A 24995-nucleotide genomic window follows, 5' to 3' on the forward strand; every position below is an offset into this window, starting at 1 on the left:
AATTCCCAGGCGCCTACGGCGGTCTGTGCTTTGCTGTTGAGGTCGATACATTCACGGCGCCGGGCGCGCCACGGGGAGCAGACATGCTGGAAAGGCTGTTTCAACTCAAGGCACACAACACCAACGTGCGGACCGAGATTCTGGCGGGCGTCACGACCTTTTTGGCCATGGCCTACATTCTGTTCGTCAACCCGAGCATCCTCGGCGAGACCGGCATGGACAAGGGCGCGGTGTTTGTCGCCACCTGTCTGGCAGCCGCCATCGGCTCGACGACCATGGGCCTGATCGCCAATTACCCGATCGCCCTGGCACCGGGCATGGGCCTGAACGCCTTCTTCACCTACACCGTGGTCCTGCACATGGGCCACACCTGGCAAGTGGCGCTGGGTGCGGTGTTCCTCTCGGCGGTGATGTTTTTCCTGCTGTCGATCTTCCGCATCCGTGAATGGATCATCAACAGCATCCCGTTGGCGCTACGTTCGGCGATTGCCGCCGGCATCGGCCTGTTCCTGGCACTGATCGCCCTGCACAACGCTGGCATCGTCGTCAGCAACCCGGCGACCATGGTCGGCCTTGGCGACCTGAAGCAACCGGCGCCGATCCTCGCAACCCTGGGCTTTGCCCTGATCGTTGCCCTGGAGGCCCTGAAAGTGCGCGGTGCGGTGCTGATCGGCATTCTGTCGGTGACCATCGTTTCCATCCTGCTGGGCTTCAGCCCGTTCGGCGGCGTGATGTCGATGCCACCGTCGCTGGCGCCAACCTTCCTGCAACTGGACATCAAAGGCGCACTGGACATTGGTCTGGTCAGCGTGATCTTCGCGTTCCTGTTCGTCGATCTGTTCGATAACTCCGGCACCCTGATCGGCGTCGCCAAGCGCGCCGGCCTGATGGGCAAGGACGGCCACATGCCGAAAATGGGTCGTGCCCTGATCGCCGACAGCACCGCGGCCATGGCCGGTTCGTTGCTGGGCACCTCGACCACCACCAGCTATATCGAATCCGCAGCCGGCGTGAGTGCCGGTGGCCGCACCGGCCTGACCGCCGTCGTGGTGGCGATTCTGTTCCTGCTGGCGCTGTTCTTCGCACCACTGGCCGCCAGCGTACCGGCCTTCGCCACCGCACCTGCCTTACTGTTCGTCGCCGTATTGATGACCTCGGGGCTGGCGGAAATAGACTGGGACGACATCACCGTTGCAGCGCCAGTGGTAGTCACCGCTCTGGCTATGCCATTCACTTACTCCATCGCCAACGGTATCGCGTTCGGATTCATTTCCTGGACCGCCATCAAGTTGCTGTCCGGCCGTGGCCGTGAGCTGAACTCGGCGTTGGTGGTTCTGTCGATTCTGTTCGTGATCAAGTTAGGTTGGTTCAACGCATGACTTTTGATTCCCAGGCCTACGCCGTTCAGCTCGAAGAAAAGGTCACGCGCCTGCGTGATCTGCTGGCCCCGTTCGGTGCGCCCGAGCCTGCGGTGTTCGATTCGCCGCTGAAAAACTTCCGCCTGCGTGCCGAATTCCGCCTGTGGCGTGAAGCCGGCGAGCGCCACTACGCAATGTTTTCCCAGGAAGACAAACGCACGCCGATCCTGATCGAAGAGTTCCCGATCGCAAGCCTGCGCATCAACCAGTTGATGCCGCAGCTCAAGGCGGCGTGGCAAGCGAGTGCAGCCCTGAGCCACAAGCTGTTCCAAGTGGAGTTCCTGACCACGCTGGCCGGCGATGCGATGATCACCCTGTGCTACCACCGCCCGCTGGACGAGCACTGGCACGCGGCGGCGTCGAAGCTGGCAGCCGACCTGAACGTCAGCATCATCGGTCGCTCGAAGGGCAAACGCGAAGTGATCGGTCACGATTACGTGGTCGAGCAACTTGAAGTCGGCGGCCGTACCTTCAGCTATCGCCAGCCGGAAGGCGCGTTCACCCAACCCAACGGCACGGTGAACCAGAAGATGCTCAATTGGGCGTATGGCGCTCTCGGTGATCGCCCGGATGATCTGCTGGAGCTGTATTGCGGCAACGGCAACTTCACCCTGCCACTCGCTACCCGTGTGCGCAAAGTGCTGGCCACCGAAATCAGCAAGACCTCGGTCAACGCGGCACTCAGCAACCTGAGCGAAAACGCGGTGGATAACGTCACGCTGGTGCGTCTGTCTGCCGAAGAATTGACCGAAGCCCTGAACGAAGTTCGCCCGTTCCGTCGCCTGCACGGCATCGACCTCAAGAGCTACGAGTTCGGTAGCGTGTTCGTCGATCCGCCCCGCGCCGGCATGGACCCGGATACTTGCGAACTGACCCGGCGCTTCGACAACATCCTCTACATTTCCTGCAACCCGGAAACCCTCGCGGCCAACATCGCCCAACTGAACGACACTCACCGCATTACTCAATGCGCGATGTTCGACCAGTTCCCGTGGACCCATCACATGGAATCCGGAGTGTTGTTGACCCGTCGTTGATTGCAGCCGTTATACAAATCAGCCGTCCTTGGGACGGCTTTTTTGTGGGCGATTGAAACGCCCTGTATTTGTGCGCCCATCTTTGATAAACACAACCTCAGGCATCCCATTTGATTCTTGGTGTAATCAATCATGCAGCGACATTTCGACGATCTTCAGCTCGGCAGCATCGAACTGTTTTGCCTGGCCGCCGAAGCCGGCAGCTTTACCGCCGCAGCCCTGGTGGCTGGCGTGACGCCGGCTGCGGTCAGCCGCTCGGTGTCGCGGATGGAAGAACGCCTGGGTGTACGGCTGTTCGCGCGGACCACCCGCAGCGTCAAGCTGACCGACAGTGGCCGGCGCTATTTCGAGGAGTGTCGCCTGGCCCTTGCGCAATTGGTCGAGGCTCAGCGCGAAGTCATGGGCCAACAGCAGGAACCCTCCGGCACCTTGCGTATCAGCATTCCCACCACCTATGCCCACCACCGCATCCTGCCGCTGCTGCCGACGTTCCGGGCGCGCTTTCCCGCCGTGAAAGTCGAGGTGCACATCAGCAATCGCAACATCGATTTTGTCGGCGAAGGCTATGACATGGCCATCCGTGTGCGGGCGATTCCCGACTCCGGGCTGATTGCCCGGCCACTGGAGGACGCTGCGCTGGTGATGATTGCCAGCCCTGACTATCTGAAGCGTGCCGGCATGCCACAAACCCTGGACGACCTGGCGCACCACGAATGCATTCAGTTCGAGCTACCCAGCAGCGGGCGGCGGATTGCCTGGCTGTTCAACGATAACGGCGTGCCGCTGGAGATTTTGGCCGAAGGTAATTACTGCTGTTCCGATGATGTATTGGGTGGCGTGACGCTGGCGAAACACGGCGCCGGGCTGTTTCAAACCTATCGCTTCATCGTCGAAAACGAACTGGCGGATGGCTCGCTGGTGGAAGTGCTCAAGCCCTACGGCGGGCGCTCCCGCCCCTTCACTTTGCTGTATCCGCAAAGCCGCCATGTGCCGTTGCGGCTCAGGGCGTTTATCGATTTTCTGGTTGAGCGTCTTCCACGCTGAATGTTCGATCACCGCACAGATAATCCAGGGCCGGCGCCTCTTCAATTGACCTTATTAACCAGTTAGTACAATTTATCTCCACAGGCTGAGACCCTCGGCCAATGCCAAAAATAATAAGTGGAGAGACCCGATGTCCCCTATCGTTCTGGTGCTCAACGGCCCGAACCTGAACCTGCTCGGCACCCGTGAACCGGCGACTTATGGCCACGAAACCCTGGCGGATATTTCAGCGCTGTGCGGTCGCGCCGCCGAAGAGTTCGGCCTGAAGGTGGAGTTTCGCCAGACCAACCATGAAGGCGAACTGCTCGACTGGATTCATGCCGCCCGTGGCCGCTGCGCCGGGATCGTCATCAACCCGGCCGCCTGGACTCACACCTCGGTCGCCATTCGCGATGCCTTGGTCGCCAGCGAACTGCCAGTGATCGAAGTGCATCTGTCCAACGTCCATGCCCGCGAACCCTTCCGGCATCACTCCTTTGTCTCGTCCATCGCCACGGCCGTGATGTGCGGTTTCGGCAGCCACGGCTATCGTTTGGCGCTGGAGCATTTCAGCCAACGTTTGAAAGGTTAAGCGTGATGACACAGAACACCGTGGTATTGGCCGGGCTGATCGGCGCCGGCATTCAGGCTTCCCGCACTCCGGCGCTGCACGAGCACGAAGGCGATGCGCAGGGTCTGCGCTACCTGTATCGACTGATCGATCTGGATCAGCTGAAACTCGACAGCGGCGCCCTGCCCGACCTGCTGATGGCCGCCGAGCGGATGAATTTCACCGGGCTGAACATCACCTTCCCGTGCAAGCAGACAATCATCCCGTTGCTCGACGAATTGTCGCCGGAAGCCCGCGGCATTGGCGCGGTGAACACGGTGGTGTTGAAGGACGGGAAACGCATCGGCCACAACACCGATTGCCTGGGCTTCGCCGAAGGGTTTCGTCGCGGCCTGCCGGACGTTGCCCGTGAGCGTGTGGTGCAAATGGGCGCCGGTGGCGCAGGCGCAGCGGTGGCCCACGCATTATTGAGCGAAGGCGTACAACTGCTGAGCATTTTCGATGTGGATCACAGCCGGGCTCAGTCTTTGGCGGACAACCTCAATCAGCATTTCGGTTTTGGCCGCGCCGTGGCCGGTCATGACTTGCCGGGCACGCTGGGTCAGGCTGATGGACTGGTGAATACCACGCCCATGGGCATGAAAAAGCTGCCTGGCATGCCGGTGCCGGTAGAGCTGCTTCGGCCGCAGTTGTGGGTGGCGGAGATCGTTTACTTCCCGCTGGAAACCGAACTGCTGCGCAACGCTCGCGCGCTGGGTTGCCGAACCCTGGACGGCGGCAACATGGCGGTGTTTCAGGCGGTGAAGGCGTTTGAATTATTCAGCGGCGTGGTGCCGGATGCCCAGCGGATGCTGGCGCATTTTCAAAGCATGAATGGTTGAAATGCAAAAGATCGCAGCCTCGTTTCACTCGACAGCTCCTACAGGGGTATGGGTACTTGTAGGAGCTGTCGAGTGAAACGAGGCTGCGATCTTTTAAGGACCCTGCAAATCAGGCCTGCAGATACCGCAACACCGACTCGCAGATCATTTCCCGATGACGCTGCTTGATACTTTCGTCCGGCAAGTCGATCTGAAAGATCTCACCAAAGGTATGACGGTTCGACACGCGATAGAAGCAAAACGAACTGATCAGCAGGTGCACATCCAGCGGATCGAGGCCGGCGCGGAATACACCCTCTGCGGCCCCGCGACGCAAAATCTCGCCCAGTGAATCGAGGATGGTGTTGTTCATCGCCTTGATCGCATCGGAGCGCTTCACATACTCGGCGTTGTGAATGTTCTCGATGCAGACGATACGCACGAAATCAACGTTGCGGTCATGGTGGTCGAAGGTGAATTCCACCAACCGCCGAATCGCCTCCACCGGCGCCAGCTCGGCCAGGTGCAAGCGACTTTCGGTGCTGCGGATATCCCCGTAGAGTTTTTCCAGCACCTCGACGTAGAGCTGCTCCTTACTGCCGAAGTAGTAATAGATCATGCGTTTGGAGGTGTGGATGCGCTCGGCGATCGCATCGACGCGCGCACCGGAAAGCCCCTGCTGGACGAACTCGACGATAGCCTCTTGAAGGATGTTCTCGCGGGTTTTTTCCGGGTTGTTCTTGCGACTCTTGCGAGGCTCGGCAATTGGCTTTTCGGGCGCTACGGGGAGTTCTGAAATTATTGTCATTGCGGGCTCACGGCCATCACTGCACAAGTAGGCGATTATGGGCCGCTGCGCACAGTGAAGGAAGCCACGCGGCAGCGGTTTTGTACCCGTGTTTACGATTTTCCTACAACTTTGTCTGACGTACGCCACCACTTCGGGATTTGGCCATGGCCGCCAGTCGCACGGCTACGTTGACCGCGCCGTAACCCGCATAGCCGTTTTTGCGCTGGATGATTTCAAAGAAAAACCGCCCTTCGAACGGCTCGGTGTACACGTGAAACAGCTCGCCACCCTGGGCATCACGGTCGTAGAGCACGTTGAAATACGCCAACTCGCTGAGGAACTCATCGTCGAAATCGAAGCGCGCGGCGAGGTCATCGTAGTAGTTGAGCGGGATATCCAGCAGCGGCACGCCCGCCTCCTTGGCGCGGCTGACTTCGGTAAAGATGTCATCACAATCGAAAGCAATGTGATGTACACCGGAACCGCGATAACTCGACAACGCGTGTGAGATTGCGGTGTTGCGGTTCTCGGAAATGTTCAGCGGCAGGCGGATCGAACTGCAACGGCTGCGCAAGGCACGGCTCTTCACCAGACCATACGGGTCGGGCAGCACCACTTCATCGTCGGCTTCGAAATCCAGCAGGCTTTTATAGAACAACACCCAGCTGTCGAGGCTGTCGGCGGGCAGCGCCATGGCCATGTGGTCGATGCGCTTGAGGCCACCGCTGGCCACGGCCGCCGGTTGCAGATTGAAGTCGGTGCCATAGACGTCGGCGTCCTGGTCTACCAGGTAAATCAGACTGCCGTCCGGCGCACGCACGGCGGCGAGTTCCAGCTCATTGGGGCCTACCAGCCCGCGATACGGCTGGCCATTGTAAGCCACGGCTCGGGCCAACGCACTGGCGCTGTCCTTGACCCGCACGGCGGTGGCGCACAGCGATGGCCCATGGGCCTCGAAAAAACTGTGGGCGAAGGAATAAGGTTCGGAGTTGAGGATCAGGTTGATATCGCCCTGACGCAACAGGCTGACACTCTTGGAACGGTGCTGTCCGGCCTTGACGAAACCCAGTCGCTCCAACCAATGGGACAGCTTGGCACCGAGGCTTTCGTCCACGGCGAATTCAAGAAACTCGATGCCGTTGTATTCGCTGGCGCCTGGGGTATCGAACAGAATGTCGCGATTGGCCACAGGCGTGGCTTCCTGCTCCAGACGCTGGCGGGTTTTCTCTTCCAGGTACAGCAACGAACGCAAGCCGTCGGCGGCGTTGGCCCGGGGTGGCGCGGCGCGGAAACCGTCGTTGAAGATCTCCAGCGACAGCGGGCCGGTGTAGCCACTCTTGATGATCGGCGCGAGGAACCCCGGCAGATCGAATTCGCCCTGGCCGGGGAAACAACGGAAATGCCGGCTCCACTCCAGCACGTCCATGGCCAGGATCGGTGCATCGGCCATTTGCACGAAGAAGATCTTGTCACCGGGAATCTCGGCGATCGCCGTCGGGTCACCCTTGAGCGACAGCGTATGGAAACTGTCCAGCAACACGCCAAGGTTCGGATGATCGGCCTGGCGAACGATGTTCCACACCTGTTGGTACGTGTTCACGTGGCGGCCCCAGGCCAGCGCTTCGTAACCGATCCGCAAACCACGAGCGCCGGCCCGTTCGGCGAGCAGACGCAAGTCGTCGACCAGGATCTGCTCATCGCCGATGGAGTCGGCCGAGGCGTTGCTGCACACCAGCACCAGGTCGGTGCCCAGCTCTTGCATCAAATCGAACTTGCGCTCGGCCCGCTCCAGATTGCGCGGCAGGCGATCGCGGCGGCAACCTTCGAAATCCCGAAAGGGTTGGAACAGTGTGATCGCGATCCCGAGATCAGCGCACATCTGCCTGATTTCCCGTGGGCTGCCGTCGTAGTAGAGAAGGTCGTTCTCGAAAATTTCCACCCCGTCAAATCCGGCGGCGGCGATGGCTTCTAGTTTTTCCGGCAGGTTACCGCTCAAGGAAACGGTGGCAATGGAACGCTGCATGTGTCGACTCCCGGTGGTGGGGACATTCTTGTTGGGCAAATTATTGGCTTGACGAATCCGCACAGCAATTCAAAGTGTACTACCCGGTTAGTTTTGCGGGCGATTATCGAACACAATGGCGGTTGGCGAATTGACGATTTTTCGTCCACTGCGCACCATCGACACCACATTGAGTCCGGTCACGACCCCATGGACTCGGTTACCAAAGACCCTGAACACCACATAAAAATTTCAAAAAACGGGTACACGCTCATGCGCTCATTCAACGCCTTGTTTGCTTGCTCCACCGATCTCACGCCAGACCTGGTGTCCATCCGAACCTTGCGCCCACTCGGCCGAACTGCGCCGCTCGCTGAATAAAACGTTGTCGTCGCCTGACGAAAACACCTCAGCCGATCAATCTCACCCGCGCCCGTCGCCATCGATTGATCACGCGCCCTTGAAGTCCCGACAAGCCTCGCTTGTCAGTCATTGAACGGATGGCACACACATGTTTCCTTCTCAAAGCTCTCGCGTGGCTTCGGCCCAAAGCGTCGCCACTGGCGGCATCGGCGACAAAATCCGCGGCGCCATGGCCGTCGGCAAAACCCGCTGGGGAATGCTGGCGCTGGTATTTTTCGCCACCACCCTGAACTACATCGACCGCGCAGCCTTAGGCGTCATGCAGCCGATCCTCGCCAAGGAACTGAGCTGGACGGCGATGGACTACGCCAACATCAACTTCTGGTTCCAGGTCGGCTACGCCGTCGGTTTCGTGCTGCAAGGCCGGTTGATCGACCGGGTCGGCGTGAAGCGCGTGTTCTTCTTCGCGGTACTGCTCTGGAGCCTGGCCACCGGCGCTCATGGCCTGGCCACTTCGGCGGCGGGCTTCATGGTCTGCCGGTTCATTCTCGGCCTGACCGAAGCCGCCAACTACCCGGCCTGCGTGAAAACCACCCGGTTGTGGTTCCCGGCTGGCGAGCGCGCCGTGGCCACCGGTATTTTCAACGCCGGGACCAACGTCGGTGCGATGTTCACACCGATGCTGCTGCCACTGATTCTTCACGCTTGGGGCTGGCAAGCCGCGTTCCTGTGCATGGCGGCGCTGGGCGGCATCTGGTTGCTGTTCTGGGGCCTGAAATACTTCAACCCGGAAGATCACCCGAGCGTTAAACAATCGGAACTGGACTACATCCAGAAGGAAGTCGAACCGGAACAATCCCGCGTACCGTTCTCGCGAATCCTGCGCATGCGTGGCACCTGGGCCTTCGCCCTCGCCTACTCGATCACCGCGCCGGTGTTCTGGTTCTACCTGTACTGGCTGCCGCCGTTCCTCAATCAGCAATACAACCTGGGGATCAACGTGACCCAGATGGGTATTCCGCTGATCATCATCTACCTCACGGCTGACTTCGGCAGCGTCGGCGGCGGGATCCTGTCTTCGTTCCTGATCGGTCGCGGGATCAACCCGATCAAGGCCCGACTGATGTCCATGTTCCTGTTCGCCTGCTGCATCATCGGCGTGGTCATGGCCGCCGGTTCGAGCAGCCTGTGGCTCGCGGTGTTCGCCATCTCCCTGGCCATCGGCGCGCACCAGGCCTGGACCGCGAACATCTGGAGCCTGGTGATGGACTACACGCCTAAACACATGATGAGTACGGTGTTCGGCTTCGGCGGCATGTGCGCGGCGATCGGCGGGATGTTCATGACCCAGTTGGTCGGCCACATTCTGACCATCACCAACAACAACTACACCGTGTTGTTCACCATCATTCCGGCGATGTACTTCATCGCGCTGACCTGGATGTACTTCATGGCACCGCGCAAGATTCCGACCGTAAAAGATTGATACACCACAAACGCAGGCCTGATCCCGGGCCTGCGTTTTTTTATGGCCGCGATTTATCCATTTCACCCTTTTTTTCTCACAGCCACAGAGGCACACCATGTCGCCAGGTAACTTGAGCATCGCCAAGCGTGCCGTGATCAGCTTCGGCGTCATCGCCCTGCTGGTCCTGTTGCAGGGGCTGTTCGCCCTTAAACAGGTCGCGCAAGTCCGCGCCACCGGCCAGCACACTGAAAACGTCTCCCTGCCCAGCATTCGCCACCTGGGTGAAATCCGCGACTACATCCTGAGCATTCGCGTGCTCAGCCTGCGCATGGCGCTCAACCGCGATCCAAAGGTGCTCGATGCCACCGTCACACGTCTGCACCAAGTGCAGGGTTGGCTTGCAGAGACGCTGGAAAAATTCACTCCGCTGGTCGGTGATTACAACCGGGGGCCGTACGAAAAGTTCGTCACCACCGTCACCAGTTACCGCCAGGCGCTGGCGCAATACGAAGCGCTGTCGCGGGAAAACCGCAGCGAAGAAATGACCGCGTTGCTCAATGGAAAAATCCAGGACTACTCGACCCAGACCGGTGACCAGTTCGCCGAGTTGATGGCGCTTTCCGCCAACGAAGTCAGCCTCTCGGCCAACCAGGCTGACTCGCTCTACAATCAGGTAAAAATCACCGTGATCGGTGCGCTGATAGCCGTCGCGCTCCTGACCCTGTGCCTTGCCTGGCTGTTGATACGCAGCATCGTCATGCCGATCCGTCAGGCGGTCGACGTGGCCGAGCAAGTGGCCGCCGGTGACCTGAGTCAACCGATCCGCAGCCACGGCGCCGATGAAACCGCACGCTTGCTCAAGGCCCTGTCGGCCATGCAGACCAGCCTGCGGGAAACCCTGCAACTGATCAGCGGCACGTCGACTCAACTGGCGGCCGCCGCCCTGCAGATGAATCAAAGCACTCAACAGGATTCCAGTCGGCTGCAACAGCAACACAATGAAATCGAGCAAGCCGCCACGGCCGTCAACGAAATGACCGTCGCGGTGGAAGAAGTGGCACGCAACGCGGTGTCGACTTCCGACAGCACCAGACAGTCCACACATCAAGCCAATCAGGGCCAGGCGCGAGTGATTGAAACCCTGGATTCGATTCAGGCGATGAGCAGCAATGCGGGTGTCGCGCTGCAACAGGTTCAGACCCTGGCCGAGCAGTCCCGGGAAATCGGCAAGGTGCTGGACGTGATCCGCGCCATCGCCGAACAGACCAACCTGCTCGCGCTCAATGCCGCCATCGAGGCTGCGCGGGCCGGGGAAGCCGGACGTGGTTTCGCGGTGGTGGCCGATGAAGTTCGGGCGCTGGCGCATCGCACTCAGCAATCAACCCGGGAGATCGAACAGATCATTGGCCGGGTTCAGGGCGATACCAACGGTGTGGTGATGTCGATGCACGACAACAGTCAGCGTGTTGCTGAAACCTTGTCGATTGCTGAACAGGCCGGGCTGGCGCTGGCAGAAATCACCCGGGCGATGGAGCAGATCCATGAACGTAACCTGGTGATCGCCAGTGCCTCGGAAGAACAGGCGCAGGTGGCCCGTGAGGTGGATCGTAATCTGCTGAACATCCGCGACCTGTCGCTGGAAAGCGCCGACGCCGCGACCCGGACCAGCGCCACCAGCCAGGAGTTGTCGCGACTGGCGGCGGGCCTGCAAAACCTGGTGGTGCGTTTCAAATTTTGACCGGGTTCAGCGGCGGCTTTGTTGCCACGCCGCCGCCAACCCGCTGCAGCAAATCACCGCGATCCCGACCACCGTGGTCAGGGTCGGCGTGTGAGAAAACAGCAACCAACCCAGCAAACCGGCAAAGACAATCTGGCAATAGCCGAACGGTGCCAGCAGCGCTGGGGCGGCATGGCGGAACGCCTGGGTCAGAAACAGGTGCGCCGTCATCCCGCAGGCGCCCAGTGCAACCATCATCAATCCATGCCCAAGGCTTGGCACTTTCCAGAAGAACGGCACCAACGCACTCATCACCAGGGTGTTGCACAGGCCGGCGAAGAAGTTACTGGTGGTCGGGCTGTCGATTTCACTGAGCTTGCGGGTGAGCAATTGATAGAAGCAGAAAAACAGCGCCGAGCAGAGTGGCAGCAAGACTGCTGGCGTGAACAGATCACCGCCGGGATGGACGATGATCAATACGCCGACAAATCCGCAAATCACCGCGATCCATTGGCCACGGGTGACCCGCTCACGCAGCAGTGGTACCGACAACGCGGTGACCAGAACCGGAGCGAGAAAGTTGACCGCCGTGGCTTCGGCCAATGGGATGTACTGCAAACCGGTGGTGAAGAACAAACTGGTGCCCAACAGGCACAACGCCCTGAACAACTGCAGCAACGGACGTTTGGTGCGCAGGACTCGCAACCCCGATTGCGGCAGGAAAATCCCGGCCATCAGCAAGGTGTGAACCACATAACGGGCCCAGACCACCATGACGATCGGATAGAACCCCGATAGATATTTCGACAAGGCGTCGTGACTGGAAAACAGAAAGGTCGCGACGACAATCAGCAGAATCCCCTTGAAGGGTTGGTTTACGCCGGAGAGCGGGGTGCTGATGGTCATTAGCGATCCTTTTTTTTGCATCAAAAATCAAAAGCTTCGCGGGCAAGCCTCGTTCCTGCATGAACACCGGATAACCTGTGGGAGCGTGGCTTGCCCGCGATAGGTGCGCAGCACCGCTTACCGCCGCGCCAACAATTCCCGAGTCTTATCCAACGCCATCTGCGCCCGCTGCAACCCGCTCACGCCCTGCTCCAGCAACTTCACGGTGGGAATCTCCAGGCTTAACGGGATATCGGCCGGCAAACACTGCAACAACCCCGCCAGATCACAATCACCATCGCCCGGAAAACGCCGCTCGTTACGCGCCTGACGCAAAATCTCCGCCATGTCCGTTGGCCGTGCCCCCGCGACATCGCATAACTGTGTGTACCGTAACCGTGACGGGGCAACTTTGGCCAGATCTTCCAGCCGCGAACCCGATCGGTCGAAATGGAACGCGTCCACCAACACCGCGCCGTTTTCACGATCAGCGTTTTCGACGACGCGCACCGCTTGTTCGAGATTGCGCGCATCGGTCCACGGCATGAACTCCAGGTGCGGATGCAGCCCGTAAGGTGCCGCCAGATCGCACAACCGGGCGAAGTTCTCGGTGAGTCGTTGTTCGTCAGAATCGTTACCGGCCACCAGCAATTCGCTGGCACCAAATTCCGCTCCGACCGCCAGAATCCTCTCGAAGTCGGCGACGACGGTTTGCGGTTTAAGACGCAGGATTTCAACATCCAGCACACGAATGCCGGTGTCGTGCAGCCGCGCCAGCGTCTCACGCCGTAAACCGACATCGGCTACCAGCGCAAAGTGATGTTCTTCGGGTGTCGCAGGTTCAAGGCGTAGTCCGACATGGCTGTATCCGGCCCGTGCTGCGACTTCGACCATCTCCGGCGGAGACAACTCCAGCACCGTCAGGCTGGCCAGGGAAAAGATCCGCTCACTCATGTTCATTCCTCGATCAACATCGGGGTGCAGGCACGACCGGTTTCGGCGGCCTCGCGAATCGCTTCAACCAGCGCCAGGGTGCGCGCAGCATCGGCAGCGCTCACCAACGGTTCGACTTCCCGGCGCGCCACGCGCACGAAATGCTGCAACTGCAAACGCAATGCTTCATCGGCGCTGAAACTTTCCTGCTCCGCCAGCAACGGCTCATGCCATCCGCCATCGACGTCGGCGTAGTGCCAGCGCTTGAGCTGCGGAATGCTCAATGCACCACCCGTCCCGGCCAGCAAGTAACAGGGCTGATCGGCCTGGCGCGGATAGACCGGGTTCTCCCCGGAATCCAGCTCCCAACTCCAGGGTGCCGCCACCGCGTCGGAACCGGTCAGGCTGCCCAGTGCGCCATTGTCGAATTGCAGCAACACCGCCGCGCAATCTTCGTTGGCAAACCCGCGCACCGCATTGCTGGTGATCGCCTGCACCTGCCGCACTTCGCCGCACAGATGGCGCAGCAGGTCGAGGTCGTGAATCAGGTTGGTCAGCAACATCCCCGCACCGGGCTCGCGGCGCCACGGCGTTTCAAAATAGCTGTCGGGTTTGCGCAGCTGCCAGAGCGCCGTCACCGTCGTCAGCTGCCCCAAAGCGCCACCCTGCACCAGTTCATGGGCGCGGACGATCAACGGATTGTGCCGGCGATGATGGCCGACCAGCACGGGAACACCGGTGGCTTTCGACGCAGCCACCAGTTCGCGCGCTTCATCCAGGTGCACACCCACCGGTTTTTCCAGTAGCACCGGCACACCGGCGGCGAGGCAATCGAGCGCAGTACTGACGTGGAGCATGTTCGGGTTGGCAACGATCACCGCGTCTGGCTTCGCCTGCTCCAGCATCTGACGGTGATCAGCGAAATACCCCACGCCCCATTCGCCCGCGAGGCCTGCCGCTTGTGGCCCGGGATCGGCTACCGCACACAACGTCGCTTGCGTCAGGGTTTGCAGATGCCGGTAATGCTGCTGGCCCATGTTGCCGGCACCGATCAGGGCGATGCGAAGGGGCGAAGTCATGGTGCGGTTCTCTTGTGATTATTGTCGGAAGGATGAATTCCGATAATTTAGAACCAAGTTCCATATTCTTACAGGAGTAACGGCAATTTGTGTTCGAACAACGCACAGATTCGCATAGCCCACATTGGGTCTGTGCGGGCAGAACTAAACGAACAACTCCGAAGCCAGGCTTGCGGCAGACAGCTCTTCAGTGAACTTCAACAACAGCGGCGCCAGTTCATGCAACCGCGCTCCCGGCATCCGCGCGCTAGGCCCGGCAATGCTCAGCACACCGATCACTCGACCATCGCCTGGGTGGCGCACCACCGCCGCAATCGCCGAGGTGCCCACGGCCGAACTCTCTTCGACCCAGGCGTAGCCCTGCTCACGCGCCAGACGCAGGCGTTCCAGTAACTCAATGTTGGAACGCGGCGCGTTCGGCCCCAGGTCTTTCGGCCGTTCGCTCCCCTGACGCTCCACCAGCGACAACGCTTCGGCATCGCTCATGCACGCCAGCCATGCATGGCCCGACGCGGTGTAGAACAACGGCGCATCACGGCCCATGTCCGGGTCGTAGCGCAGGCCCGAGCGGGCGCCCTGAGACTTGGCTATCCAGACCTGGCGTTCACCTTCAATAACGCCAAGGCGCACCAGCTCACCGGTTTCCTCGGCCAGGCGATCGAGCACCGGTTGCACGATATCGGCGCCGCTGCTCGACAAGTAACGGAAACCCATCGCCACCAGTTTGGTCGACAGGTGATAGCGCAGGTTCTCCGGATTCTGTCGCACGTAACCCAGCCGAATCAGCTCGGCGAGCAGGCGGTGGGTCGCGCTTTTGGGGATGTCCAGTTGCTCCGCCAACGTCTGCATCGGCAGGCCGCGAGGGTCACTGGTGAGGCTTTCCAGCACGCTGAAAACACGTTCGATCTGACTGCCGGCCATGGGGGGTTCCACTCGAAATTTTGCCGATTCTAGAAGACAAACCACGTAATGCGAAATCTGGAACCCGCTGTCCGATAACCGCCCTCTTTACACAGTGAATGATTGCCGAGGCCAATCTCATTCTTATATTTTCTGGAATCAAATTCTAAAAATATGCGATGGAGCTTTTAAACGATGCCTGCCGACTCTCCCCTCCTTGCGGACATCGAATGCGATGTGCTGATCGTCGGCTCCGGTGCGGCCGGATTGTCCGCAGCCGTTACCGCGGCCTGGCATGGCTTGAAAGTGATCGTGGTCGAGAAAGACCCGGTGTTCGGCGGCGCCACGGCGTGGTCCGGCGGATGGGCCTGGGTGCCGTGCAATCCTCTGGCGCGTCGTGCCGGCATCGTTGAAGACGTCGAGCAACCGCGCACTTACCTGAAGCACGAATTGGGTGAGCGTTACGATCCAGCGATGATCGACGCGTTCCTTGAGGCTGGCCCGCGAATGGTCGCGTTCTTCGAGCAACACACTGCCCTGCAATTCGCCGATGGCAACGCCATCGCCGACATTCATGGCGACACGCCGGGCGCCGGTACCGGCGGACGGTCGGTGATCGCTGCGCCTTATGACGGACGAAAAGTCGGCAAGCTACTGAAGCGCCTTCGCAAAACCATGCGGGAAACTTCGTTCATGGGCATGCCGATCATGGCGGGAACGGACCTGAGCGCATTTCTCAACCTGACGCGCTCTTTGCCCGCAGCGTGGCACGTGACCCGGCGCTTCACCCGGCACTTGTTCGACCTCGCTGTTCATGGTCGGGCGATGCAACTGGTCAACGGCGTGGCGCTGGTTGCGCGGTTGGCAAAGTCCGCCGAAGACCTGGGCGTCTTGCTCTGGGAATCGGCACCGGTGACCGAGTTGCTTCGCGAAGGCGATCAGGTGCAAGGCGCGATCGTCAGTACCGCCAAAGGCAATATCCGCATCCATGCACGCAAGGCCGTGGTGCTCGCGACCGGAGGTTTCGCCAATGATATCGAGCGGCGCAAGGCGCTGTTCCCCCGCACACCGACCGGCAACGAACACCTGGCGCTGCCGCCTCTGGGCGTCGCCGGTGATGGTTTGCGATTGGGCGAAAGCGCCGGTGCGCGGGTCAACACCGACATGGCATCGCCCGTGGCCTGGGCGCCGGTTTCGCATGTGCCGCACAGTGACGGCAGCATCGGTCACTTCCCGCACATCATCGAACGCGGCAAACCGGGGATCATCGGTGTGCTGAGCAACGGCCAGCGCTTCGTCAACGAAGCCGACGGCTACTACGATTACGTAACGGCCATGGTCGCCGCCGCACCGCAGGGCGAAGAAGTCGCCTCCTGGCTGATCTGCACTCATGGTTTTCAACGGCGTTATGGCCTGGGAATTTCTCGGCCGTTTCCGGTGCCACTGTCATCCTTTATCCGCAGCGGTTATCTGAAAACCGGCAACACTGTCGAGGAATTGGCCCTGGCCTGCGGCATCGACCCAAACGGATTGCGCAGCACGGTGGATGATTACAACCGGCATGCGCGCAACGGCGAAGATCCGTTGTTCGGTCGTGGCTCGACGCCCTACAACCGCAAACAGGGCGATGCGTTGCAGCAACCCAACCCGTGCGTCGCGCCGATTGAACAAGGCCCGTTCTACGCCGTGAAGGTTCAGCCTGGCTGCTTTGGCACCTTCGCCGGGCTCAAGGTCAATGAACATGCCCAGGTTCTTGGCGAGTCGGGGCAGGCCATCGCCGGGTTGTATGCGGCGGGCGGCGACATGGCCAGCATCATGGGCGGTCACTATCCCGCTGGTGGCATCAATCTCGGCCCGGCGCTGACCTTCGGCTACATCGCTGCCCGGCATATCGCCGGCGTGGGACGGACTTGATCTGATAAAAAACCATCGTCTGAGGGAATTCGACGGGCGATCCATGTTCAATACAAGTCTGAAATATTTCGAGCCGAGTAAAAGACAGACGACCGGACTGGCGCCGCTCTCACTGACCAGCAACACTCATCACCATATTCAAACGAGGATTCCCCCCCATGCTATGGAAAAAAGGCCGACGCAGCGACAACGTGGTCGATGCCCGTGGCGATGATGTCGGCGGTGGGGGCAGCGGGATGCGCTTCGGCGGGGGCAAGGGCCTGAGCCTGACGGCGATCCTGTTGATCGTCGGGATCGGCTGGATCACCGGCCAGGACCCGATGCAGATCCTCGGTCAATTGACCGGACAAATGAGCGAGCAATCGGCTCCGGCCACCACCCACACCCGCAAGGCACCGCCGGCCAATGATGAAAACGCCGAATTCGTGCGCTCGATCCTCGGCGACACCGAAGACACCTGGGGCCAGATTTTCCAGCAGGCCGGTCGGCAATATAAAGACCCGACCCTGGTGCTGTTCAGCAATCAGGTGAACTCGGCGTGCGGATTGGCGACGTCGGCGACCGGTCCGTTCTATTGCCCGGCAGACCAGAAGGTCTATCTGGACATGAGTTTCTTCCAGGAAATGTCCCAGCGTTTTTCCGCCGCAGGCGATTTCGCCCAGGCCTACGTGATCGCTCACGAAGTCGGACACCACGTGCAGACCTTGCTCGGCGTTTCGGCGAAGATTCAGACCGCTCGGCAGCAGGGCCGGCAAATGGAGGGCGACGGTGGTTTGCTGGTGCGTCAGGAACTGCAGGCCGATTGCCTGGCCGGGGTCTGGGCCAACATTGCGCAGAAGCGCCTGAACTGGCTGGAACCCGGTGACATCGAAGAAGCCTTGAACGCCGCCAACGCCATCGGCGATGACCGCTTGCAGCAGCAAGGTCAGGGCCGCGTGGTACCGGACTCGTTCACTCATGGTACGTCAGCGCAAAGGGTGCGCTGGTTCAAAGCCGGATTTGCACAAGGCCAGGTTGGCCAGTGCGATACCTTTGCCGCGAAGAATCTGTAATGCACAAGTGGTTGTTAGCTCTGTTGATCACCTGCACAAGCGCCCAGGCTGCCGAGCAGGGGGTCAAGGAGATCAGTTCCGGGCGCCTGCTGTTGAGCGCCGGCGAAATCGCGGTGGGCATCGGCCCGACACCGGCGAAGAACATCGAACGGGTGCTGATCATCATTCATGGTCGTTTGCGCAACGCTGAAACCTACCGCCAGAGCGCCGAGCACGCGGCCCAGCAAGCCGGGCAAAGCGATAACACCTTGGTGCTCGCCCCGCAGTTTCTCAATGAAACCGACATCGCGAGCCACCCGGTGCCTGACAGCGTTTTACGCTGGCACGGCAATGACTGGATGGCCGGCGGCTTATCCACCGCGCCATTTACGCTGAGCTCCTACGCGGCGCTCGACGAAATCATCGCTCGCCTGGGTGATCGGCGACAGTTTCCGGACGTGAAGCAAATCGTCATTGCCGGTCACTCGGGCGGCGCTCAGGTGGTTCAGCGTTACGCCATGTTGAGCCACCCTCAGCCAGCCCTCGACACAGCAGGGGTGAAGGTGCGCTATGTGATCGCCAATCCTTCGTCGTATGCCTATTTCAATGAGCAACGGCCGGTGGCGTTCAGTCATGCGGGGTGTCCGAACTTCAATCGCTGGAAGTATGGACTGGCGGACTTGCCCGCCTATGCCGATGGACAAACGCCTGCGCAGCTGGAAGAAAACTACATCAAACGCGACATCGTTTATTTGCTCGGGCAGCAGGACATCGACCCGAATCACCCGGCGCTGGATAAAAGTTGCGAAGCCAAAGCCCAGGGCGCTTCTCGTTTGATTCGCGGGCGCAATTATTTCAATTATCTGAAACGGCGCCACCCTCAAGGGTTGAGTCAGCAGCTGATTGAAGTGCCCGGGGTTGGACACAATGGCGACGGGATGTTTACCTCGCCCGAGGGGCAAAAGGCGTTGTTCGGGCAGTGAGTTTTGGGGCGTCTGATCGGACGCCCAATCTCTCAAGCCGAAAGCAGCTGCCGCAACTCCACGCAATCGCGCGCATGCCAATCGGTCAATTCCGGCCACGGATTATCCGGCAGGTTCACCAGCACCGTCCGCGTCCCCGCCGCCCGGCCGCAATCCAGGTCGAAGCGGTAATCACCGACCATCACCATTTCACTCGCCGGCACCTTCCAGGCCTCGGCCAGTTTCAGTAAACCACCGGGATGCGGTTTGGGCGGCGCTTCATCCCGGCCCAATACATCCTCCACCGCAAAGCAATCGGCCAGGCCAATCGCCTCCAGCGTGACATGCGCCAGCTCACGGGCATTGCGCGTGAGAATACCCAGGCGATAACCGCGCCCGGCCAACTCCCGCACCAGTTCCACCGCGCCCGGAGCCGGTTTCGAACCCAGCGCCAGATCCCGCTCGTGTTCCAGCAGCCACGCATGTTTGGCCGCCGCTTCTTCGGCCGGCAGCCCAGCGAGGTGAGTGAGGATGTCGTGTTCTGCAGGAATCGCCAACGCCACGCGGATCGCCGCGAAGTCATGCACGGCCACGGTCAGGGTGCCGTCCATGTCGAACACCCAGTGCCGCACCTCGGTCAGGCTCATATCCAGTCCTTGCGATGACGAATCAGGCCTTCCTGAGTGACCGAGGCCACCAGTTGCCCGGCACGGTTGAACACGCTGCCACGGGAGAATCCACGCGAGTTGCCGGCCCACGGGCTGTCCATGGCGTACAACAACCAGTCATCGGCGCGCAGGTCGGCGTGGAACCACAACGCGTGATCAAGGCTGGCGACCTGCATGTCTTTCTGCCAGACCGATTTGCCATGGGGCAGCATCGAGGTGGTCAGCAGGCCGAAGTCCGACGCATAGGCCAGCAGGTATTTGTGCAGCGCTGGAGTGTCAGCCAACGCACCATCGGCGCGGAACCAGACGTATTTGACCGGATCGGCAGGCTGCGGGTTGTAGGGATCTTTCTCGGTCACCGGGCGGAATTCGATCGGTTTCGGGCACAGCAGTTTTTCGCGCATGTGCTCCGGGATCAGGTGTGCGCGCTGCTGAGTGAGCTCCAGCTCCGACGGCAGATTTTCCGGGCCGACCACTTGCGGCATTTCGCTCTGGTGCTGGAAGCCTTCTTCGTCGTACTGGAACGAGGCGCTGCAGGTAAAAATCGGGTTGCCCTTCTGGATCGCCGTCACCCGGCGCGTGCTGAAACTACCGCCATCGCGCACCCGATCGACCTGATACACCACCGGCAACTTCGCATCGCCCGGACGCAGGAAGTAACCGTGCATCGAGTGCACATGGCGCGTCTCTTCGACTGTCTGACTGGCCGCCGACAGGGACTGGCCGAGCACCTGGCCGCCGAACAACTGACGGAAACCCAGGTCCTGGCTGCGGCCACGGAACAGGTTTTCTTCAATCGGTTCCAGGGTCAGCAGGTCTACCAGATCTTCCAACACTTGGCTCATTCAGACTCTCCTCACACAAAGCAATGCCGCGCAGTCTGGGCTGCGGCGGTCGATTCAGTTTATGGCCCGGTTCAACATGAGGGCCATTGTAAACGTCCGTGCCTGCTTATCCATGCAAGGTTTGCAGCCATTGCTCACGGGTGATGCGGTACAACACGTGCGGGCGCAGCGGATGATCCTCTGCAAGCCGCGGGTGCTCGAAGTCATCGGCGGGGGCATGGTGCATGCCGATCGCCTGCATGACTTTTTGCGAAGGCAGGTTGGTTTCGGTGGTGAACGCCACGACCTCTTGCAGTGCCAAGCGATCAAACCCACAGCGCAGAGCGGTCCATGCCGCCTCGCTGGCATAACCCAGGCCCCAGTGCTCGCGCGCCAGGCGCCAGCCGATTTCGATGGCTGGCGTGAACGGTGCGTCAAAGCCGACCACACTCAGCCCGGTAAACCCGATGAACGCTCCGGTGTCCTTGCGCTCCAGTGCCCAGAGGCCGAAGCCATACTCGGCAAAATGCCCGCGAACCCGCCCGATCAGCGCGGCACTTTCCAGCCGACTCAAGGGCGCCGGAAAATAACGCATCACCTGTGGATCGGCGCACATCGCCGCAAACGCCGGCAAATCCTCATCGCGCCACTGCCGCAATGACAGTCGCGCGCTTTCGAGTTCCAGTATCGGCTCCATCGTGCCCCGCCTCTCTGTTTCCATGCCGCAAGTCTACATCGCTGGTAGGATCGTTCACTCATTCCTACATGCTTCCCCGATAAATCAGCCATGCCCCTGCCCCTGATCTACCACGAAGACTACAGTCCCGAGTTCCCGGCGGATCACCGCTTCCCCATGGACAAGTTTCGCCTGCTGCGCGATCACCTGGTGGACAGTGGCCTGACCCGTGACATCGACCTGCTGCGCCCGGAGCTGTGCCCGGCGGATATTCTCGCCCTCGCCCATGACCCTGCGTATATCGAACGCTACATGGATGGCGAGTTGTCCCGCGAAGACCAGCGGCGCCTTGGCCTGCCCTGGAGCGAAGCACTGGCCCGGCGCACAGTGCGGGCGGTCGGCGGTTCGCTGCTGGCGGCCGAACAGGCGCTGGAACATGGCTTGGCTTGTCACCTGGCCGGCGGCACACACCACGCGCATTACGATCACCCTGCCGGGTTCTGCATCTTCAATGACCTGGCGGTGATCAGCCATTACCTGCTGGAAAGTGGCCGGGTGAATCGGGTGTTGATCTTCGATTGCGATGTGCATCAGGGCGACGGGACTGCACGAATCCTGCACAACACCCCGGAAGCGGTGACCGTTTCCCTGCACTGCGAAAAGAATTTTCCTGCACGCAAAGCCGAAAGCGACTGGGACATCCCGTTGCCGATGGGCATGGGCGATGCCGATTACCTGAAGGTGGTGGACGATGCGCTCAACTATTTGCTGCCGCTCTATCAACCGGATCTGGTGCTGTACGACGCCGGTGTCGATGTGCACAAGGATGACGCCCTGGGTTATCTGAAGCTGACCGACGAAGGCGTCGCCGCTCGTGATGAAAGCGTGATGCGCCATTGCCTGGGCCGGGATATTCCGGTGGTCGGCGTGATCGGCGGCGGCTACAGCAAGGACCGCAAGGCCCTGGCGCGCCGTCATGGCATCCTCCATCACAGCGCCCAACGGGTGTGGCAGTCATCAGGTTGTCATTGATGTGTGAGTCTTTACCCACAATGCCTGTGGAACCGCCTGTGGATAACCTGAGTGAAAGGGCCTGCAGCCCATGCGGGGTATAGGCTACAGAGCGGTGGTTGTTTTTTAAACAGCCCTCGAATCCTCCCACAGGGAGCAGGGCTGGTAGAATGCGCGGCTTATTCCGCCACGCCGCAGCTCTCGCCATGACCCAGCCCTCCACTTCCCTCCCCCCTCACGTCGCCATCATCGGCGGCGGCCCCGCCGGCTTGATGGCGGCTGAAGTGTTGAGCCAGGCCGGGATCAAGGTCGATCTGTACGACGGCATGCCTTCAGTGGGGCGAAAATTCCTGCTCGCCGGGGTCGGCGGCATGAACATCACCCACTCCGAGGCCTACCCGGCATTTCTCTCACGCTATGCCGAACGGGCGCCGCAGATTGCCCCGCTGTTACGCTCGTTCGGCGCCGAAGCCTTGTGCCAATGGATTCATGACCTGGGCATCGAAACCTTTGTCGGCAGCTCCGGCCGGGTGTTTCCCACCGACATGAAAGCCGCGCCCCTGTTGCGTGCCTGGCTCAAACGCCTGCGCGATGCCGGCGTAGTTATCCACACCCGCCATCGCTGGCTCGGTTGGGATAACAACGGTGATTTGCTAATCGACAGCCCCGAAGGCGAAAAAACCGTTCACGCGGATGCGAGCCTGCTGGCACTCGGCGGCGGAAGCTGGTCGCGCCTGGGCTCGGACGGTGCCTGGATGCTGCCGCTGGAACAGCGTGGTGTAGGGCTGGCGCCATTGCAACCGAGCAATTGCGGCTTCGAAGTGCAGGCCTGGAGCGAATTGATGGTCAGCAAATTCGCCGGCAGCCCGCTGAAAAACATCGCCATCGGCCTCAATGACGACGTGCCGCGACTCGGCGAGTGCGTGATCACTGCCACGGGAATTGAGGGCAGTTTGATCTACGCCCTGTCGGCAGCGATCCGCGAAGCGATCAATCAACACGGCTCGGCAACCCTTCACCTCGATCTGTTACCAGGCAAGCCTGTGGATAAAATCCAGGCGGCGCTGAGCAAACCGCGCGGCTCACGCTCCATGGCCAAACACCTGCACAATCAGCTTGGGCTTGATGGCGTGAAAGCAGCATTGTTGCGGGAATTGACACCGGCTGACTGTTTTGCCGATCCGGCCCTGCTGGCCAAAGCAATCAAGGCATTGCCGCTGACGCTGGTGAAAACCCGGCCATTGGACGAAGCCATCAGCAGTGCCGGTGGCGTGATGTTCGAGGCGATGGATGAACGTTTGATGCTCAAGCAACTACCCGGCGTGTTCTGCGCAGGGGAAATGCTCGATTGGGAAGCGCCGACCGGCGGCTATCTGCTGACCGCGTGTTTCGCCAGTGGGCGAGCGGCGGGGTTGGGGATGGTGGAGTGGTTGAAGAACCGACGCTGATCGTTCCCACACTGCGTGGGAACGATCTTCAGAGGATCAAGGCTTACGCTTACGCGGCCCGGTATTGAACACTGGCACTTTACGCACCGGCTTGATCGAAGGCTCCGGCGCCGACGCCTCACCGCTCTCGACCCATTTACCCAGGTTGCGCTTGCCGCCACCGGAGGTTTTGGGCTTCTTCGGTTTTTTCGGCTTCTTGATCACCTGACCGCTGGCATCGGTATCCGGCACACGGTGTTCAGGTTCGAAGTCCGGCTCCATCTGGCGAGTCAACGTCTGACGGGTCAGCATCTCGATGGCCGACAGTTGATTCACTTCATCAGCGCAGACCAGCGAAATCGCCTGCCCGGTTGCGCCCGCACGGCCGGTACGACCGATGCGGTGGATGTAGTCCTCGGCCACGATCGGCAGGTCGAAGTTGACCACTAACGGCAAATCTTCGATATCCAGACCACGGGCAGCCACGTCGGTGGCCACAAGGATCTGCACTTCGCTGGCCTTGAAACGATCCAGCGCCCGCTGACGGGTCGCCTGGGGTTTGTCGCCGTGGATGCCGTCGGCATTGACGCCCAGGCCCTGGAGTTTTTCCACCAACGCGTCTACGCCGTTACGGGTCTTGGCGAACACCAGCACCTGCTTCCACTTGCCCTTGCGCATCAAGTGAATGAACAACTCCGGCTTGCGCTTTTTGTCCACCGTCACCACCCATTGCTTGACGGTGTTGGCGGCCACGTTGCGCGGGCTGACTTCGATGCTCAGCGGGTCGTTGAGCATTTGCCCGGCCAGCATGCGGATCGCATCGGAGAAGGTCGCGGAGAACAGCAGCGTCTGACGTCTCGAAGGCAGGGCTTTATAGATATTCCCCAGCTCTTCAGAGAAGCCAAGATCGAGCATGCGATCGGCTTCGTCCAGCACCAGGGTTTGCAGCTGGTTGAACTTGAGCGCGTTCTGACGGAACAGGTCAAGCAAACGGCCCGGGGTCGCCACCAACAGGTCGACGCCTTTGCGCAGCTTCATCATTTGCGGGTTGATGCTGACACCGCCGTACACCGCGTAGGTGCTCAACGGCAGGTTCTCGGCATACTGGCGCACGGCTTCGTGAACCTGCTCGGCCAGTTCGCGGGTCGGCACCAGAATCAGCGCGCGCACGGAGTTGGCGCTGACTTTCGGCCCTTCCATGGCCAGCAATTGCAGCAGCGGCAAGGCGAAACCGGCGGTTTTTCCGGTGCCGGTCTGGGCCGCGGCCATCAGGTCGCGACCGGCCAGCACCGCCGGAATCGCTTGCGCCTGAACCGGCGTCGGGGTCTGGTAGCCGAGCGTCTCAAGGGCGCGCAGCAAGGGTTCGATCAGGCCAAGGGTGGCGAAAGTCATGGGAGTACCGTAGGAAAAATCAGCGCGTTTGTGCGACACAAGTG

General features: G+C 60.6%; 22 protein-coding genes. 12 read left to right on the plus strand and 10 right to left on the minus strand.

The features are described from left to right. The first annotated feature begins 83 nt into the window (after positions 1-83). The 5 genes from AC1RL4_RS16490 to AC1RL4_RS16510 all read left to right on the plus strand — a co-directional run bounded on the left by AC1RL4_RS16490 (position 84) and on the right by AC1RL4_RS16510 (position 4930). Positions 84-1379 (plus strand): NCS2 family permease, encoded by a 1296-nt coding sequence (locus tag AC1RL4_RS16490; protein WP_018925809.1) that lies wholly within the window; start codon positions 84-86, stop codon positions 1377-1379. After that, entirely contained in the window at positions 1376-2455 is a 1080-nt protein-coding gene (gene trmA, locus AC1RL4_RS16495) for a tRNA (uridine(54)-C5)-methyltransferase TrmA (RefSeq protein ID WP_019581302.1), read from the plus strand. The genes AC1RL4_RS16490 and trmA overlap by 4 nt, the downstream gene beginning before the upstream one ends. Positions 2456-2587: 132 nt before the next feature. Next, the gene (locus AC1RL4_RS16500) at positions 2588-3499 is read left to right on the plus strand and encodes a LysR family transcriptional regulator (protein ID WP_028938866.1); all 912 of its coding nucleotides are present in this window, start codon (positions 2588-2590) and stop codon (positions 3497-3499) included. 130 nt (positions 3500-3629) lie between these two features. Next, positions 3630-4070: a type II 3-dehydroquinate dehydratase gene (gene aroQ, locus AC1RL4_RS16505; protein ID WP_007937291.1), complete on the plus strand. Its 441-nt coding sequence runs from the start codon at positions 3630-3632 to the stop codon at positions 4068-4070. A 5-nt stretch (positions 4071-4075) separates the two neighbouring features. Continuing rightward, positions 4076-4930 (plus strand): shikimate dehydrogenase, encoded by an 855-nt coding sequence (locus AC1RL4_RS16510; RefSeq protein WP_230173126.1) that lies wholly within the window; start codon positions 4076-4078, stop codon positions 4928-4930. Positions 4931-5039: 109 nt separating this feature from the next. Here AC1RL4_RS16510 and AC1RL4_RS16515 read toward each other — a convergent pair whose 3' ends face one another. Next, positions 5040-5717: a TetR/AcrR family transcriptional regulator gene (locus AC1RL4_RS16515; protein ID WP_019581305.1), complete on the minus strand. Its 678-nt coding sequence runs from the start codon at positions 5715-5717 to the stop codon at positions 5040-5042. Between the two features lie 103 nt (positions 5718-5820). Beyond that, positions 5821-7722, minus strand: a complete 1902-nt coding sequence (gene quiC, locus AC1RL4_RS16520; RefSeq protein ID WP_489078906.1) for a 3-dehydroshikimate dehydratase QuiC — start codon at positions 7720-7722, stop codon at positions 5821-5823. A gap of 490 nt (positions 7723-8212) precedes the next feature. Between quiC and AC1RL4_RS16525 the strand changes: the two genes are divergently transcribed. Together AC1RL4_RS16525 and AC1RL4_RS16530 are read left to right on the plus strand one after the other, a co-directional pair. Next, complete coding sequence (locus tag AC1RL4_RS16525) at positions 8213-9550, plus strand: MFS transporter (protein WP_018925801.1); 1338 nt, start codon at positions 8213-8215, stop codon at positions 9548-9550. A gap of 97 nt (positions 9551-9647) precedes the next feature. After that, positions 9648-11270: a methyl-accepting chemotaxis protein gene (locus tag AC1RL4_RS16530; RefSeq protein ID WP_028938862.1), complete on the plus strand. Its 1623-nt coding sequence runs from the start codon at positions 9648-9650 to the stop codon at positions 11268-11270. A gap of 6 nt (positions 11271-11276) precedes the next feature. Here the strand turns inward: AC1RL4_RS16530 and AC1RL4_RS16535 are convergent, their stop codons facing one another. The 4 genes from AC1RL4_RS16535 to AC1RL4_RS16550 form a co-directional block, all read right to left on the minus strand. Next, complete coding sequence (locus AC1RL4_RS16535) at positions 11277-12155, minus strand: DMT family transporter (RefSeq protein ID WP_064620533.1); 879 nt, start codon at positions 12153-12155, stop codon at positions 11277-11279. A 117-nt stretch (positions 12156-12272) separates the two neighbouring features. Continuing rightward, positions 12273-13088: a sugar phosphate isomerase/epimerase family protein gene (locus AC1RL4_RS16540; protein ID WP_230173122.1), complete on the minus strand. Its 816-nt coding sequence runs from the start codon at positions 13086-13088 to the stop codon at positions 12273-12275. 2 nt (positions 13089-13090) lie between these two features. Continuing rightward, a complete protein-coding gene (locus AC1RL4_RS16545) occupies positions 13091-14146 on the minus strand; it encodes a Gfo/Idh/MocA family protein (protein ID WP_230173120.1) in 1056 nt (351 codons plus the stop codon). 144 nt (positions 14147-14290) lie between these two features. Then, positions 14291-15067, minus strand: coding sequence for an IclR family transcriptional regulator (locus AC1RL4_RS16550; protein WP_019581312.1), 777 nt, complete (start codon positions 15065-15067; stop codon positions 14291-14293). Positions 15068-15241: 174 nt separating this feature from the next. Between AC1RL4_RS16550 and AC1RL4_RS16555 the strand changes: the two genes are divergently transcribed. From AC1RL4_RS16555 to AC1RL4_RS16565, 3 genes are all read left to right on the plus strand, one after another. After that, positions 15242-16960, plus strand: a complete 1719-nt coding sequence (locus tag AC1RL4_RS16555; RefSeq protein WP_028938859.1) for an FAD-dependent oxidoreductase — start codon at positions 15242-15244, stop codon at positions 16958-16960. Positions 16961-17118: 158 nt separating this feature from the next. Continuing rightward, the gene (ypfJ, locus tag AC1RL4_RS16560) at positions 17119-18012 is read left to right on the plus strand and encodes a KPN_02809 family neutral zinc metallopeptidase (RefSeq protein ID WP_230173119.1); all 894 of its coding nucleotides are present in this window, start codon (positions 17119-17121) and stop codon (positions 18010-18012) included. Then, positions 18012-18974 (plus strand): alpha/beta fold hydrolase, encoded by a 963-nt coding sequence (locus AC1RL4_RS16565; protein WP_096479510.1) that lies wholly within the window; start codon positions 18012-18014, stop codon positions 18972-18974. Before ypfJ ends, AC1RL4_RS16565 begins: the two co-directional genes overlap by 1 nt. Before the next feature lie 32 nt (positions 18975-19006). Here the strand turns inward: AC1RL4_RS16565 and AC1RL4_RS16570 are convergent, their stop codons facing one another. From AC1RL4_RS16570 to AC1RL4_RS16580, 3 genes are all read right to left on the minus strand, one after another. After that, entirely contained in the window at positions 19007-19600 is a 594-nt protein-coding gene (locus AC1RL4_RS16570; protein ID WP_230173117.1) for an HAD family hydrolase, read from the minus strand. After that, positions 19597-20466, minus strand: coding sequence for an acyl-CoA thioesterase II (gene tesB / locus AC1RL4_RS16575; protein WP_028938855.1), 870 nt, complete (start codon positions 20464-20466; stop codon positions 19597-19599). Before tesB ends, AC1RL4_RS16570 begins: the two co-directional genes overlap by 4 nt. A gap of 106 nt (positions 20467-20572) precedes the next feature. Continuing rightward, on the minus strand, positions 20573-21142 hold the full coding sequence (locus tag AC1RL4_RS16580; protein ID WP_028938854.1) for a GNAT family N-acetyltransferase: 570 nt from the start codon (positions 21140-21142) through the stop codon (positions 20573-20575). A 90-nt stretch (positions 21143-21232) separates the two neighbouring features. Between AC1RL4_RS16580 and AC1RL4_RS16585 the strand changes: the two genes are divergently transcribed. Then, positions 21233-22153 carry a histone deacetylase family protein gene (locus AC1RL4_RS16585; RefSeq protein WP_096479508.1) on the plus strand — a complete coding sequence of 307 codons (921 nt, stop codon included), beginning with the start codon at positions 21233-21235 and terminating at the stop codon, positions 22151-22153. A gap of 185 nt (positions 22154-22338) precedes the next feature. Beyond that, positions 22339-23580 carry a TIGR03862 family flavoprotein gene (locus AC1RL4_RS16590; RefSeq protein ID WP_230173172.1) on the plus strand — a complete coding sequence of 414 codons (1242 nt, stop codon included), beginning with the start codon at positions 22339-22341 and terminating at the stop codon, positions 23578-23580. 36 nt (positions 23581-23616) lie between these two features. On the opposite strand, the gene rhlE1 is transcribed toward AC1RL4_RS16590, so the two are convergent. Next, positions 23617-24951, minus strand: coding sequence for an RNA helicase RhlE1 (gene rhlE1, locus AC1RL4_RS16595; RefSeq protein WP_086945927.1), 1335 nt, complete (start codon positions 24949-24951; stop codon positions 23617-23619). Between the last annotated feature and the right edge of the window lie 44 nt (positions 24952-24995).

The sequence above is a fragment of the Pseudomonas sp. GW822-FHT07A10 genome, from assembly GCF_058798795.1.

Excerpts from the sequence above, each read along its gene's own strand:
- trmA (WP_019581302.1), top strand. The coding sequence starts at position 1,376 with ATGACTTTTGATTCCCAGGCCTACGCCGTTCAGCTCGAAGAAAAGGTC.
- tesB (WP_028938855.1), bottom strand. The coding sequence starts at position 20,466 with ATGAGCCAAGTGTTGGAAGATCTGGTAGACCTGCTGACCCTGGAACCG.
- AC1RL4_RS16570 (WP_230173117.1), bottom strand. The coding sequence starts at position 19,600 with ATGAGCCTGACCGAGGTGCGGCACTGGGTGTTCGACATGGACGGCACC.
- AC1RL4_RS16540 (WP_230173122.1), bottom strand. The coding sequence starts at position 13,088 with ATGAGTGAGCGGATCTTTTCCCTGGCCAGCCTGACGGTGCTGGAGTTG.
- AC1RL4_RS16580 (WP_028938854.1), bottom strand. The coding sequence starts at position 21,142 with ATGGAGCCGATACTGGAACTCGAAAGCGCGCGACTGTCATTGCGGCAG.
- AC1RL4_RS16555 (WP_028938859.1), top strand. The coding sequence starts at position 15,242 with ATGCCTGCCGACTCTCCCCTCCTTGCGGACATCGAATGCGATGTGCTG.
- AC1RL4_RS16490 (WP_018925809.1), top strand. The coding sequence starts at position 84 with ATGCTGGAAAGGCTGTTTCAACTCAAGGCACACAACACCAACGTGCGG.
- aroQ (WP_007937291.1), top strand. The coding sequence starts at position 3,630 with ATGTCCCCTATCGTTCTGGTGCTCAACGGCCCGAACCTGAACCTGCTC.
- AC1RL4_RS16550 (WP_019581312.1), bottom strand. The coding sequence starts at position 15,067 with ATGGCCGGCAGTCAGATCGAACGTGTTTTCAGCGTGCTGGAAAGCCTC.
- AC1RL4_RS16585 (WP_096479508.1), top strand. The coding sequence starts at position 21,233 with ATGCCCCTGCCCCTGATCTACCACGAAGACTACAGTCCCGAGTTCCCG.
- AC1RL4_RS16525 (WP_018925801.1), top strand. The coding sequence starts at position 8,213 with ATGTTTCCTTCTCAAAGCTCTCGCGTGGCTTCGGCCCAAAGCGTCGCC.
- AC1RL4_RS16510 (WP_230173126.1), top strand. The coding sequence starts at position 4,076 with ATGACACAGAACACCGTGGTATTGGCCGGGCTGATCGGCGCCGGCATT.
- AC1RL4_RS16545 (WP_230173120.1), bottom strand. The coding sequence starts at position 14,146 with ATGACTTCGCCCCTTCGCATCGCCCTGATCGGTGCCGGCAACATGGGC.
- AC1RL4_RS16590 (WP_230173172.1), top strand. The coding sequence starts at position 22,339 with ATGACCCAGCCCTCCACTTCCCTCCCCCCTCACGTCGCCATCATCGGC.
- AC1RL4_RS16515 (WP_019581305.1), bottom strand. The coding sequence starts at position 5,717 with ATGACAATAATTTCAGAACTCCCCGTAGCGCCCGAAAAGCCAATTGCC.
- quiC (WP_489078906.1), bottom strand. The coding sequence starts at position 7,722 with ATGCAGCGTTCCATTGCCACCGTTTCCTTGAGCGGTAACCTGCCGGAA.
- AC1RL4_RS16535 (WP_064620533.1), bottom strand. The coding sequence starts at position 12,155 with ATGACCATCAGCACCCCGCTCTCCGGCGTAAACCAACCCTTCAAGGGG.
- AC1RL4_RS16500 (WP_028938866.1), top strand. The coding sequence starts at position 2,588 with ATGCAGCGACATTTCGACGATCTTCAGCTCGGCAGCATCGAACTGTTT.
- AC1RL4_RS16530 (WP_028938862.1), top strand. The coding sequence starts at position 9,648 with ATGTCGCCAGGTAACTTGAGCATCGCCAAGCGTGCCGTGATCAGCTTC.
- rhlE1 (WP_086945927.1), bottom strand. The coding sequence starts at position 24,951 with ATGACTTTCGCCACCCTTGGCCTGATCGAACCCTTGCTGCGCGCCCTT.
- AC1RL4_RS16565 (WP_096479510.1), top strand. The coding sequence starts at position 18,012 with ATGCACAAGTGGTTGTTAGCTCTGTTGATCACCTGCACAAGCGCCCAG.
- ypfJ (WP_230173119.1), top strand. The coding sequence starts at position 17,119 with ATGCTATGGAAAAAAGGCCGACGCAGCGACAACGTGGTCGATGCCCGT.